At 49.0% G+C, this 13,613-nt stretch carries 7 protein-coding genes; 5 read left to right on the plus strand and 2 right to left on the minus strand.

Features of this window, described 5'->3' with window-relative positions; translation table 11 throughout:
• Nucleotides 1-33: 33 nt before the first annotated feature.
• Nucleotides 34-1,758, minus strand: a complete 1,725-nt coding sequence (locus tag AADH33_RS00525; protein WP_348549209.1) for a mechanosensitive ion channel — start codon at nucleotides 1,756-1,758, stop codon at nucleotides 34-36.
• Between the two features lie 460 nt (nucleotides 1,759-2,218).
• Here AADH33_RS00525 and AADH33_RS00530 point away from each other — a divergent pair, with 460 nt between their 5' ends.
• The gene (locus tag AADH33_RS00530) at nucleotides 2,219-2,950 is read left to right on the plus strand and encodes an FKBP-type peptidyl-prolyl cis-trans isomerase (RefSeq protein ID WP_075102462.1); all 732 of its coding nucleotides are present in this window, start codon (nucleotides 2,219-2,221) and stop codon (nucleotides 2,948-2,950) included.
• A 261-nt stretch (nucleotides 2,951-3,211) separates the two neighbouring features.
• Here AADH33_RS00530 and argA read toward each other — a convergent pair whose 3' ends face one another.
• Entirely contained in the window at nucleotides 3,212-4,534 is a 1,323-nt protein-coding gene (gene argA / locus AADH33_RS00535) for an amino-acid N-acetyltransferase (RefSeq protein WP_075102463.1), read from the minus strand.
• Between the two features lie 500 nt (nucleotides 4,535-5,034).
• On the opposite strand from argA, the gene AADH33_RS00540 reads away from it, so the two are divergent.
• From AADH33_RS00540 to AADH33_RS00555, 4 genes are all read left to right on the plus strand, one after another.
• Nucleotides 5,035-5,631, plus strand: coding sequence for a hypothetical protein (locus AADH33_RS00540; RefSeq protein WP_348549210.1), 597 nt, complete (start codon nucleotides 5,035-5,037; stop codon nucleotides 5,629-5,631).
• Between the two features lie 426 nt (nucleotides 5,632-6,057).
• Nucleotides 6,058-8,373, plus strand: coding sequence for an ATP-dependent DNA helicase RecG (gene recG, locus AADH33_RS00545; RefSeq protein ID WP_348549211.1), 2,316 nt, complete (start codon nucleotides 6,058-6,060; stop codon nucleotides 8,371-8,373).
• A gap of 210 nt (nucleotides 8,374-8,583) precedes the next feature.
• Complete coding sequence (locus AADH33_RS00550) at nucleotides 8,584-9,885, plus strand: efflux RND transporter periplasmic adaptor subunit (protein ID WP_348549212.1); 1,302 nt, start codon at nucleotides 8,584-8,586, stop codon at nucleotides 9,883-9,885.
• Complete coding sequence (locus AADH33_RS00555; protein ID WP_348549213.1) at nucleotides 9,882-12,980, plus strand: efflux RND transporter permease subunit; 3,099 nt, start codon at nucleotides 9,882-9,884, stop codon at nucleotides 12,978-12,980. Before AADH33_RS00550 ends, AADH33_RS00555 begins: the two co-directional genes overlap by 4 nt.
• Nucleotides 12,981-13,613: the final 633 nt, after the last annotated feature.

Genomic DNA, 13,613 nt, shown 5'->3' on the forward strand with positions numbered 1-13,613 from the left:
ATTTATCTCAAAAATACATATTTCGAGAGCAAATTATTTATTATTGATATCGTCGTTTAGACCGCTACCTGGTAGCAAGTTGCTATTGTCGATATCTGCATCAGTGATACTACCATCGGTAACGTTGTTATCGTTATCGATATCAGCGGTGTCGATAGTATCGGTATCGACGCGAGTGGTATCGATGACATCAGTGTGAGTATCAATGGTCTTCGTTGCCGCTGATGGGGTATTTTCGTGGACAGCGTCAGCAAACTTCTCACGAGTCGATGCACTCGGCTGTAGCGTAGACTTGGCTTGAGCTTCATCTTGCTCTTTGTCCATTTTGTCTTGCATCTTGCGTAAGAAGCGGGCTGCTGCTTCTTGACCACCAAGACCGAACGAGAGAGCAAAGGCCACGGCAACTGCGCCTAGTGTCAGACCAAAGGCTAGGTTGACGATAGAGTCAGCAATGCCCATCGCTTTTAGACCCATAGCAAGTACGAGACCCATGATTAAGACACGCACGATGTTTGCTAAGAACTGTGAGCCTTGCTCAGAGCGCTCCACCACACCAGCGATGATGTTGGCAAGCCAAAAGCCGATGAACAGAATAATCGCGCCCAAGATAATGTTGGCACCAAAGGCGATAAACATCGCGATGATGGCTGAGATTGGCTCAAAGCCTAATAAATCAGCGGCAGCGATAGCAGCAAACAACATGGCAAAAAAGACAATGGCATAACCGACAAGATCAGAGACCTTCTTATCACCCATGGTTTCTTGTAGGCCAACCTTGGCAGGTATCTGATTGATCTCTGTGTTTTCAATCAAACCTTTGATGATATTGGCGACCATACGCACCACATAAAACGTCACCACTAAGATAGCCGCAGCCATAAAAATGTTTGGCAACGCTTCCATGATTTTGTTTAGCATATTGGTCGCTGGGCGCGAAATTACTTCGATTTTTAAAGCGTTTAATGCCGCGATAATCGTCGGGATAATCACCACTAAGAACGCCAAAGACCCTGCAATATTCGGCAGGCTGTTTTTTTCGCTCAAACCTGCTTTTGAGGCCAGCTCTTGTATATTAAAGGTAGACACAAGATTGGTGACGATACCGCGCACCACTTTTGCAATGATGTAGCCGACGACAAACACCACGCCAGCAATGATGATGTTAGGGATAAAGCTAAAGATTTTATCAACCATGTTGGTCAATGGCGCAAACAAACCATCAAGCTCTAATTGACCGAGTACCATGGTCAATACCACCAATAAAATGAACCAATAAACCATATCGGCTATCGTGCTGCTCATGGGTTTTACGCCTGCTTGTGCACTTAGTCGCTCATCCATCGAGGTTTTAGCAAGGGCGGCGTTGATAGCAGTACGCGCCACAGTGGCGACGACCCAACCGATCACCCCAACGGCGATAGCGCCGATCAAGTTAGGGATAAAGGCCAGCACTTGATTGACCATATTGGCAAACGGTGTCGAAATGGAGTTCAGATTCAATTGGTTCAACGCTCCAGAAATGGCGATGATAAAGATAAACCAAAATACGATTTTAGAGATGATGCCTTCTAAATCGTAGGTTTTGCCGGTTGAAGAATTCATGCGTTGGTTGAGATTCACCTTAGACAATACATTGCGAACCAAAGCCGCGATACCCAGTGCGACAAGCCAACCAATAATAAATATCAAAATGGCCCCAATGATGGAACCAATAGGCCCACCCAGATAACCGTTAAAAGACGCAAACATTGGATTCATCTTATCCTCCTTTAATCATCATATAAAAGCCGCCAAACGATAGGCTAGGTACTGCTATCAGCGAGCGAAACCAACATAGATGGTTATGATAAATAGTTTTTTTAAGTCAGTTATGCGGTGATATTATAATTTTTAAGTGTAAAAATTCATCGAAAAAACATCGGCTTATCTTGTACCAACTGCTGTACTACCAATGTCGTATCATCCATGATAAAGAGTTACACTCGGTTACTTATCACCTCAACTCATTCAGCTTAGCTGATGTATTAGGGGATTTAAAGATAGAAAGCTTAACGTGTTACTGTATTTGTGTGATAACTTGTTATCGTGACAGGAAATATTAACACAGACTGTACATTCGCCCGATAATTTTTTGCCAAACATGGCTCCTAAAACCAAGATTTGCTATCATAGGAACATGTGACATCTTGCCACTATTCTTACAATTTGAGAGTACTTTATGAAAAAAATCACTACCTTAAGCGTTGGTGCACTTGCTAGCGCTATGTTGTTAGTTACAGGCTGTAGCACCAATAACGGCAATCAAGAAACCGCGGCGCAAAGCATCTCAATCACTGAGCAAAGCTCGGCGAACGAAAAAGTAGGCTATAGCTTGGGTTATATGATGGCCGAAGGTAACAAAGAAGCGGTCGGTGATCTAAATCTTGATACTTTTGAGCAAGGCTTTCGCGATGGCTATGAAGGCAACGACTCAGCACTGACCCAAGAGCAGATGCAACAAGTATTGATGGATTATCAAAAAGAGCAAGAAGAAAAGTTTGTTAAAGACATGGAAGCCAAAGCCACAGAAAACAAAGCGGCAGGCGAAGCCTTCTTAGCAGAAAACGCTAAGAAGGAAGGCGTAAAAGAAACCTCTTCTGGTCTGCAGTACAAGGTCATCGAAGCAGGTACAGGCAAATCACCAAAAGCCACTGATGTGGTCGAAGTCAATTACGAAGGTAAGCTGATCGACGGTACAGTATTTGATAGCTCATACGAGCGCGGCGAACCAATTGAGTTCCCACTCAATCAAGTCATCGCGGGCTGGACAGAAGGTCTGCAGCTGATGAAAGAGGGCGGCAAATACGAGTTTTATATCCCATCTGACATCGCGTATGGTGAAGCGGGTAACGCGGGTATCGAGCCAAACAGTACGCTTATCTTTACGGTTGAGCTATTAAACGTAAAATAATGCATTAGGGCACTCATTGCTTTTAGTGTTATGTTTGACATTGATAGGCTGATACCTGTGCGAGATTGTCTCTAGCAGGTGTCATTTATAAGGCATTACTTATAAAGTGCCATTTATAAAGCGACATTGATAAAGTATCAGTGACCAACTAAAAAGCTACCTTACCAATTTTTAGCGTTGATAAAAAAGCCCTCATTTATAAATGAGGGCTTTTTTGGTTTGGCGCGGCGGTTGACTAAAGCTAAAGCCTGCCTAGATTAATTATAAGGTTTTTTGAAAGACCTTAGAGTTACGACCGTTGTTGTACTTTTCGCGGCGCGCAGCGGGCAGGGCGCTGGCATCGACTTCGGCAAAACCGTGCTCGACAAACCAATGGGCGGTGCGAGTCGTCAAAACAAAGAGCTTGTGTAGGCCATGGCTACGTGCTTGCTGCTCGATAAATGCCAGCAAATCATTGCCGCGGCTGCCGTTACGGTATTCGGCATGGACGGCGACGCAAGCGACCTCTGCTGAGTCGTCATCGAGTGGGTATAAAGCGGCGCAGCCTAAAATCATGCCATCACGCTCGATGACGCTGTAGTTGTCGATTTCTTGCTCGAGGCGCTCACGCGAGCGAGCCACCAAGATGCCTTGCTCTTCAAGTGGCGTCAAAAGCTCGAGCAGGCCGACCACGTCATCGATGTTGGCGTGGCGGATTTCTTCATAAGGGTCGTGGCTGATTAGGGTGCCAGAGCCATCACGGGTGAATAGCTCTTCGAGGAGCGCGCCGTTTTTGGCGTATGAGATGATGTGCGTGCGATGGACACCTTGGCGGCAAGCCACACTGGCACAGTGTAAGAAATAATTGATCTCACAATTTAGGTCGCGGTCGCGTAAGAAGCGATCGACTTCGTTTGGAATCATCTCTCGTAGCAAGCGATCATTGTCATTGATGCCGGCTTCTTCGCCTAAGAAAATAAGCTTATCGGCACCCAAGCTCACTGCGGTGCTAAGCGCCACGTCTTCGGCGAGCAAATTAAACACTTCGCCTGTCGCTGAGTAGCCCATCGAGCCCAATATCACGATATGGTCGTGGAGCAGATTGTTTTTGATGGCTTCAACATCGATCGAGCGTACTTCGCCTGTCATTTGGTAGTCGACGCCATCACGAACGCCATAAGGCCGCGCTGTGACAAAGTTGCCAGAAATCGCATCGATACGAGAGCCGTACATGGGCGAGTTGGCCAAGCCCATTGATAGCTGCGCTTCGATCTGTAGGCGGATGGCACCGACCGCCTGTAAGATGGCCGGCATCGCTTCTCGCGGCGTGACACGAATATCTTGATGCAGGGGCGAGGTGATGGCGGCGTCTTTTAAGTTTTTTTCGATTTGTGGCCTAGAGCCATGCACCAGCACCAGCTTGATACCTAAGCTATGGAGTAAGGCAAAGTCATGGATTAGGGTGCTAAAATTTGGATGGTTGACCGCTTCACCACCAAACATAATCACGAACGTTTTGCCGCGATGCGTATTGATGTAAGGGGCTGAGTTGCGAAACCAATGAACGTATTCAGGATTGATCTGTGGCATGGCGCTAGTAGTCATAATAGGGGCAGTTGTGGTTAGAATAAAAAAGGCGCGGCAAACAAGCCGATCGCTAAAGAATTACCATAGCAAAAAACGCCGTTATGAGCCATCTTTTATTTCAGTGGTGTTCATCATTTTCAGAGCCGATGCACTATATACACAACCGCAACACGGGGCTTATGTACAGCCATAGGGTTTTTGCTATGCTAAACGCTATTGCTTTACAGACCGCGAACGAAGATAATCAAGAAAAATAAATGCCGCCTTTGGTATGCAACTATAGTAGATTCAATTTAAAAATGTTATAGCGCTACTGGTATAAATTTTCCTTGCGTGCTGTATACACAGAGGCTGCGAAAAATTCATCCCAGTAGCGCTTTGGAACTTATGACAGTTTTGTTTTGAACTGACTATATACTGCCCAATGCCGGAGAGCCACGCGCGCATCAATAGATGAGCGAGCGTCATACCGATTGAAGCGGTATCGCGGCGTTTTATCGATATATCAACGAGGGATAATGAATACCATGAAAAAAACCAACCACTTTGCCAGTCCATTTAGCGCATGGAGCGGACATCGCTTATTTCACGTTGTTGCCGGTACGCTTATCGGCGCAATGGTCGTCACGCAAGCCTCGGCCATGTTGCCAACGCCAGAGCAGACGGTAGACGCTTCAGCTGCGGTGCAAACGAGTACTAGCAATGAAGGTAACTCAAGCGCTCAAGCAGTCACTAGTAAAATCACCGCCTCTTTGGTCAGTGTCGATGCCAATGGCGAAGAAGTGCTGGTACCAGTCAACGCCAACACCCGCCTGCAGTCAGGCAACGTGCTGGAGTATCAAGGATACTTTACCAATACCAACGCTGACCGCGTGCGTAAGATGACCGTGACCATGACCATACCTGAGCAGGTCGAGCTGTTGCGTACAGTAGCGCCTGATTTTCCATACGGCAGTGTCGATGGTAACACCTTTGCTCGCATGCCGCTGCGTACTCGCGTAGACAATCAACTGGTCGATGTCGATCTCAAGCATTACAAAGCCGTACGCTGGGATTTGCAGGGCGTCGGTCTCAATGACACCGTGGCAGTAAAATACCGTGCACGCGTCAAGTAGCCTCGTAGCCGGCGATGATGATATGACTGCTCGTTAAGTCATGGCATCACATTATTTATATAGTCATTTTTATAGTGTATTAACGATAGATAAATGAATAAAAAGCACTGCAATGTATCAATTGTGGTGCTTTTATCATATTAGGCATCTTTGCAGCACGTGCGCACGACACGCCCTAGTCAGTTCAAAATAAAGTGGTTATCTGTGTAAGCACGCGACTGAATCGAAGGCACGCAGTACGCAAGTAAAGTTTAGACCAGTAGCACTATGTCATTGTTAGAGGGGGTCGACTGCTAGATACCGTGTTATCAAATCGCTTGGCATAATCGATGGTGTTGTCAGTTATAATAAAATCAGCCAGTGATTTATAGTGTGATGATAATACTCGCTTTTGTCGATGGAAATAAAAAATTGTTAGGATCTTCGATGACCACATCCGCCAATCAGTCCCTCAGTCATTTTACCGCACCTGCACGGCCAGCAGGCGCAGTCTCGCCATTAGATATGCCAGTGACAGCGCTGGCGGGTGTTGGGACAAAGGTCGCTGCACAGTTGGCGCAGTTGAATATCAAGCGGATATTTGATCTGCTGCTCCATCTGCCGCGTGATTATGAAGATCGTAGTCGCTTGGTGGCCATCGCTGACGTGGAGCACGGGCAAGCGGCGTTGATTACGGGGCGTGTGGTGCATGTCGATACCAAACGAAATGGCATGACCGTCATTGTCGATGACGATACGGGCACGATTTCTCTGCGATTTTTTAAGGTCTATCGTGGTCTTGCTCAGACCATGAGTGTGGGTACGCGGCTGCAACTGTTTGGTGAGGTCAAAGTCAGCCGCTATGGCAAGCAGATGCACCATCCTGAATATCAGGTGCTAACTGATAGTACTGCCATCACCAATACCGGCCTGCAACCCATTTATCCTACTGTCAAAGGCTTGCATCAAAACAAATTGCGCACTTTGATTAAGCTGGCTCTCCAGACGGTGCGCAGCCAAGGTCTGCCGATGACGCTATTTACGCCAGCGGATTTTGCGGTAGTGGCAGATTTGCCATTGGTGCCTTTTGCGCCAAAACCGGCAGTGACCGCAGAGATCGACTATCCAGACGATATATTTTCAACGCTTGCGCGGCGTGTGCCAGATCATACTCTAGCTCATGGTGCCGATGAGTCCAGCAGCGCTGCTAGTACGGCCAATAATAATGTCTATAACTTGACGATATTTGAAGCATTGGTCCTGCTACATACCCCGCCCACTTATACCGATGCCAGACAGCAATATCAGCTGCTGACTCAGCTCAGCGCTCGTAGCCACGCGGCTTGTCAGCGCCTTATCATTGAGGAGTTGACCGCCCATCAGTTAAGTTTGCTATATCGTCGCCAGCAGTTGCATCAGTACAAAGCGCCTAAATGTGCCGCTCACAGCCCTTTGGCTGACAAGCTGTTTGCCGCGTTGCCGTTTGATTTGACCGGTGCGCAGCGGCGCGTGCTCACAGACATTACCACAGATATGGCAACGTCGATCCCCATGCTCAGGCTGGTGCAGGGCGATGTGGGCGCTGGCAAGACATTGGTTGCCGCAGGCGCGGCGGGCTATGCGCTCGATAGTGGCTGGCAGGTGGCAGTCATGGCACCGACCGAGATTTTAGCAGAGCAGCATCTGTTAAACTTTAAGCAGTGGTTTGAGCCATTAGGCATCGGTGTGGGCTGGCTGGCGGGCAAGCAAACCGCCAAGCAGCGCCGCGAAGCGCTAGAGGCGGTAAGTGAAAACACCGTGCAAGTGGTGGTCGGTACTCATGCGCTGTTTCAGGAGCAAGTGCAATTTGCCAAACTGGGCTTGGTCATTATCGATGAGCAGCATCGTTTCGGCGTTGAGCAGCGTATGGCGCTCACTAATAAAGGCGTGGCAGGCAGTACGCCGCATCAGCTGATCATGACCGCGACTCCTATTCCGCGTACGCTGGCGATGAGTGTCTATGGTGATATGGATACCTCTATCATTGATGAGCTGCCACCGGGACGTACGCCCATCACCACCGTGACGATTGACCGTAATCGCCGTGATGAAGTGATTGAGCGTATTGCGGTGAACTGTGCTGCAGGTAGGCAGGCGTATTGGGTATGCTCGTTGGTAGAGGAGTCGAGCGTGCTTGATGCGCAAGCGGCAGAAGCGACGTTTGAGGATTTAAGTGCACGCTTAGATATTCGTATCGGGCTGGTGCATGGCAAAATGAAACCTGCTGACAAGCAAGCCATCATGCAGGAGTTTAAAGCAGGCAATCTTGATTTATTGATTGCCACCACTGTCATCGAAGTCGGCGTCGATGTGCCCAATGCCTCGCTGATGGTCATCGAAAACGCCGAACGTCTGGGTCTATCACAGCTGCATCAGTTACGCGGCCGCGTTGGACGTGGCTCTACCAAGAGCTTCTGCGTTCTACTGTATCAAAAGCCTTTATCAGAGACGGGCACTGAGCGGCTAAATGTGCTGCGAGATAGCACTGATGGTTTTGTCATTGCCCAAAAAGACTTGGAGCTGCGCGGACCAGGTGAGCTACTGGGCAAACGACAAACAGGCAATGTCGGCTATTATTTGGCTGATTTAATTCGCGATGAGCAGTTATTTGCTATTGCGCAGCGCTTGGCCAAGCATTTGATTGCAGACCCCATGCGTAAAGCCGATGTCAGTCAGCTGATACACCGCTGGATGCCGGAGGCCAGCCGTTATACCAATGCTTGAGCTGGTTGAGTTGCCTGAGGTATTTTAAACTGAGGACTTTACAGATGAAAGCTTTAAGACAGCGAGCAATAAGCGAATAACAAAATTATGTTATTCTTAATGGTTTTATAAATTACTATACTAAAAAACAGTAGGTTATGAGTAAGTAGCGCAATCATCATTGCTCGCCCTGTTTTATCTTATGATGGCTTGTATTGATAGAGACTACCCATGAATGATTCTGACAAGACGCACCTAAAACCCGTAAACGAGACAGAGCTACCGCCGTACCGTCAGCCCAGTACGCCCGAAACCGGTTCAGCAAAGCTGCCTTTATGGCTGTGGCCGGTACTAGTGGTGGTACTGGTATTTGGTGTCTTGTTGGGGAGATATTGGGGCGCTGATAAGACGGCGGCGACGGATACTCCCACTGCGCCTAACGCGTCAAGCAATGAGGTAGGGGATAAGGCGGCCAGTGACGCGCAGGCGGTGCTATCGGTTGAGACAGTAATGCCCAGCCAAGATACGATTGGCAATACCTTGAGCGCCGACGGTACGATTAGTGCCAAAGACACGGCCAATGTCAGTGCCAAAGTCAATGGCGTGGCTGTCGAGCGCGTCTTGGTGGAGGAGGGCGATCGCGTCAAAGCAGGCCAAGTGCTGGCGGTGTTTGATACCGATGCGATGGAGCAGCAGGTATTGCAAGCCGAAGCCGACGTGGCCGAAGCCGATGCCACCCTTGCCAATGCCAGTGCCGATGCCGCACGGGTCTTACCCTTGATAGACATCGATGCCATTAGTAGGCAAGAAGCCGATCGCTATCGCACCTCTGAGGTGCGTGCTAGAGCGTCTTTGCAGGCGGCAAAAGCGCGGCTAAACAGTCAGCGTTTGACCTTGGATAATGCTAAGGTCGTCGCGCCAGTCAGCGGCGTCATCAGTGACAAAATGGTGGAGGTCGGCATGGTCGCAGGCGGTGAACCGCTATTTACCATCATAAAAGGCGGGGTATTAGAGTGGCGCGCAGATATCGATCCAAAGCTTGTTGGGGAAGTCAGTGTTGGTACGCCTGTGCGTGTCAGCCTGCCAGGAGGCGACTCTGTAATGGGGAAAGTCAATCGCATCGCGCCGACAGCGGACAACAATCGCCAAATCACCATCTATGCTAGCCTAGCGGCCAACGCAAAAGTACGCGCTGGCATGTATCAAACGGGCGAGTTTTTATTGGGTAGCAGCAAAACCCAAACCATTCCTAACAGTGCGGTGGTCAGCAATGATGGCTATGACTATGTGATGATGGTCACACAAATTCGCACCGACCACGCAGCGCAAAAAACAGGCCGTATCAAGCAGCAGCGTGTGAGTTTGGGTGAGCGTCTCGGCGATAATGTGGCGGTCACTGAGCCATTGCCGAGCGACAGTCAAATCGTCAAGCAAGGCGGTAGTTTTTTAAATGATGGCGACTTGGTGCGCATCGTCGATGGTCTGAACCAATACGATGATAACGCTGATACAGCTTCGCAGGCGCGCTCATGAGCCTAAATGTATCTGCTTACTCGATTAGAAATCCGTTGGTCGCTATTTTGCTGTTTGTACTGCTGACGTTGGGCGGTATCTATGGCTTTATGCAAATGAAGGTGCAGCAGTTCCCTGACATTGATTTGCCTGCCGTGGTGGTGACCGTCACCCTGCCTGGCGCGGCACCTACCCAACTCGAAAACGACATTGCCAAAAAAGTCGAAAATAAGCTGACCAGTATCGAAGGTGTCAAGCATATTCGCACCACCCTACAAACCGGCGCTGCCACCATGGTCACTGAGTTTGTCCTAGAAAAAGACATCCAAGAAGCGGTCGATGATGTGCGCTCAGCCGTCGGTGAGGTGCGAGGGGATCTGCCAGCCGCGGCCAATGATCCTATTATCACTAAGGTCTCAACCGCAGGGTTTCCGGTGGTGACTTATTCTGTCGCCGCAGAAAACATGAATGTGGCAGATCTGTCTTGGTTCGTTGATGATACGGTCACCAAGCGTTTATCAGACATCCCTGGTGTCAGTACCGTTGGCCGTATCGGTGGCCTGCAGCGTGAGATCACCGTGGCAGCAGACCCGATTGCGCTCAGTGGTTTAAATTTTCCTATCTCTCAGCTATCGCAGCAAATCGCTGGGATTCAGCAGGACAGCTCAGGCGGTGAAGCCGAGGTCGGTAAAACCACCCAAACCATTCGCGTGCTTGGGGCGGTCGAGCGCGCAAGCGACTTAAACGACCTACAAGTGGCCGTGCCGACTGGTGGCACGCAAGCGCTTGGACGTATGGCGCAAATCACCGATGGTGCTGCTGACCCAAGTTCGATTGCTAAGCTCGATGGGCAGACGGTGGTGGCGTTTAACATCACCCGCTCGCGCGGTGCCAGTGAGGTCGAGGTCATGGAGCGCGTCGATGCCGAGCTTGCCAAACTGGCGGCCGATACGGGAAATATCAGTATCGAAAAAGTCTATGATCGTGCCACGCCTATCGCCGAGGATTATCAAGCATCACTGCGTATGCTGATAGAAGGCGGACTATTGGCCGTCGTGGTGGTGTTTTTATTTTTGCGCAATATCCGTGCAACCATTGTCGCAGCTGTGGCGTTGCCATTGTCCGTTATTCCTACCTTTTTGGGCATGTATCTGTTTGGCTTTAGTCTCAATATTATTTCCTTATTGGCATTGTCATTGGTGATTGGGGTGTTGGTCGATGATGCCATTGTAGAGGTCGAAAACATCATTCGTCATCTGCGTATGGGCAAGACACCTTATGAGGCGGCGATGGAAGCGGCTGATGAGATTGGTCTGGCAGTTGTTGCTACTACCTTTACCTTGATTGCTGTGTTTTTACCGACGGCCTTTATGGGCGGTATTGTTGGGCAGTTCTTCCGTCAGTTTGGCTGGACAGCGGCTTTGTCGATATTTGCGTCCTTGATGGTAGCGCGACTGATCACGCCGATGATGGCAGCTTACGTACTGCGGCCAGAAAAAAAGCGCGTGGAAAAACAAAGCGCGCTGATGGATTGGTATCTTAAAGTGGTTGCATGGACGCTGCGCCATCGTTGGATAACGATGGGAGCGACTTTAGTATTGTTTGTGGCGTCGTTGGCTTTGGTGAAGTTGCTACCGACCTCCTTTATTCCTGACAATGATATCGATCAGACGCGTGTTGAGATAGAGCTGACGCCAGATGTGGCGCTCGAAGATACCGAGCGCGTGGCAGCGATGGCCAGTGAGCGTATCTTGGCCATGCCTGAAGTGACCAATATCTTTACCTCGGTAGGGGAGGCGCAAGCTGCTATGGAGCCCAGCTCTGGCGGCAAAGCCGAAAATATCGCAGGGCTAGATGTCGTCCTTGCGCCGCGTGCAGAGCGTATCTCTAAGCAAGAGATTGAGCGCAAAATCAGTCATCTGCTCGCGGAGGTACCTGGGGCACGCTTTACCGTTGGGTTATCGAGCGGCGGCGAGACAGGCTACAACTTTTCTTTAACCAGTACCAATCCAGAGGTGCTAGAGCAGACCGCCCAGCAGATTATGACTGAAATCCGAGCGCTGCCCAGCGCCGGCGCAGTGACCAGTGACCGTAGCCTGCCGCGGCAAGAGCTTACGGTCATACCTGACAGACTGGCAATGGCAGATAAAGGCGTCACCACGCAAGATATCGCCACCACGCTACGAGTGGCGACGGTCGGCGACTATGAGCAGCGCTTATCTAAGCTTAATCTCGATACCCGGCAGATTCCTATTGTGGTGCGACTCCCTGATGTCGCCAAACAAAACGTCAGCCAATTAGAAGGCTTATACGTGCCAAGCGCGATGCCTGCAGGGCAAGGGGTAAGCGTGGGCGAAGTGGCCGATCTAAACTTTGGGACAGGACCGGCCCAGATCAAACGGCTCGATCGCGAGCGCGCCATTAGTATTACTGTGCAGCCTTCTGATGGTGAGCTTGGCGACTTGGTGCAGGCGGTCAAGTCGGTACCAGCGATGCAGACGCTGCCGCCATCGATTACCATCATTGACCAAGGTCAGGCAGAAAACATGGCAGAGCTGTTTAGTGGTTTTGTCATTGCCATGTCGGTCGGTGTGGTCTGTATTTTGGGCGTGCTGATCTTATTATTCGGCCGTATATTGCAGCCCTTTACCATCCTGATGGCGTTGCCGCTTTCGATTGGCGGTGCGTTTGTCGGCTTGGTCATTACCAATAGTAGCCTGTCGATGCCATCGATGATTGGCTTTATTATGCTCATGGGTATCGCTACCAAAAACTCTATCTTATTGGTGGATTATGCCTTGATCGCTCAGCGCCGCGGCTTGGCTCGTTTTGATGCCATCATTGATGCTTGTCGCAAGCGTGCGCGCCCAATTATCATGACGACCATCGCCATGGGCGCAGGGATGCTGCCTTTGGTATTTGGGTGGGGCGATGCCGATCCGACGTTCCGTCGCCCGATGGCCGTAGCTGTGTTGGGCGGCCTTGTCACCTCGACACTACTGAGCTTGGTAGTGATTCCGGTGGTATATACATTGATGGATGATCTATCGGGATGGTTTGCCAAATGGTTGACGCCGAGTGGCAAGCCGCAGTCGAGCACTGATAATCACACTTAAATATGGTTTTGTTTGGGCTTACTTGTCATCGGTGCTGTAGGTTTGTTTGCTGATGTTAAGACGAAACTGTTTGCATTAGTATTGCCTTAACATCATGATGAACGCTCACCTTATCACCATAAAGAAATGATGGATCAATCAACTTGGTAAAGGAATGCTGCCATGAATCAGATACGTTTTTCATTTGCAACTAGGATTAATAAGCTCAAACAAAGCTATAGAACTATAGCAGCTTTAGCTTGTGCTTATCTGCTGTAGTTGAAACTATGAGTGTTCAACACGCCCTAATTAAAATATGAGTAAACGTGTGGTTTTTTGCTATTTAGATGGTACTTATGGATAGAACACTATTTCACTGTCAAATTATATATGTTTAAATTTGATAATAAAATAGATGTTTACTGCTTTATGATATAACTACGATAGCAGGGATATCTAAAATATTGAATTTAAACTGGTAATAAATTTTTTCTTTACGAAAAAAACATACATGGGTCGATAAAAGTGTTGAATTTGCGTAAGTTTTACTTTATTGTAGCGCTATAAATTTTACTGAAAGTGATGATGTTATGACGTCATATGTCTATTGTTACACTATAGAATTTTACGTTGACATGAATCATACGGTTTGGT

Origin of the sequence: Psychrobacter sp. KFRI-CH2-11, from assembly GCF_038239325.1 — a bacterium.
Lineage (GTDB): Bacteria > Pseudomonadota > Gammaproteobacteria > Pseudomonadales > Moraxellaceae > Psychrobacter > Psychrobacter celer.

Coding starts and splice junctions, on each gene's coding strand:
- AADH33_RS00540 (WP_348549210.1), top strand. CDS start 5,035: ATGAATACCATGAAAAAAACCAACCACTTTGCCAGTCCATTTAGCGCA.
- AADH33_RS00530 (WP_075102462.1), top strand. CDS start 2,219: ATGAAAAAAATCACTACCTTAAGCGTTGGTGCACTTGCTAGCGCTATG.
- AADH33_RS00550 (WP_348549212.1), top strand. CDS start 8,584: ATGAATGATTCTGACAAGACGCACCTAAAACCCGTAAACGAGACAGAG.
- AADH33_RS00555 (WP_348549213.1), top strand. CDS start 9,882: ATGAGCCTAAATGTATCTGCTTACTCGATTAGAAATCCGTTGGTCGCT.
- recG (WP_348549211.1), top strand. CDS start 6,058: ATGACCACATCCGCCAATCAGTCCCTCAGTCATTTTACCGCACCTGCA.
- argA (WP_075102463.1), bottom strand. CDS start 4,534: ATGACTACTAGCGCCATGCCACAGATCAATCCTGAATACGTTCATTGG.
- AADH33_RS00525 (WP_348549209.1), bottom strand. CDS start 1,758: ATGAATCCAATGTTTGCGTCTTTTAACGGTTATCTGGGTGGGCCTATT.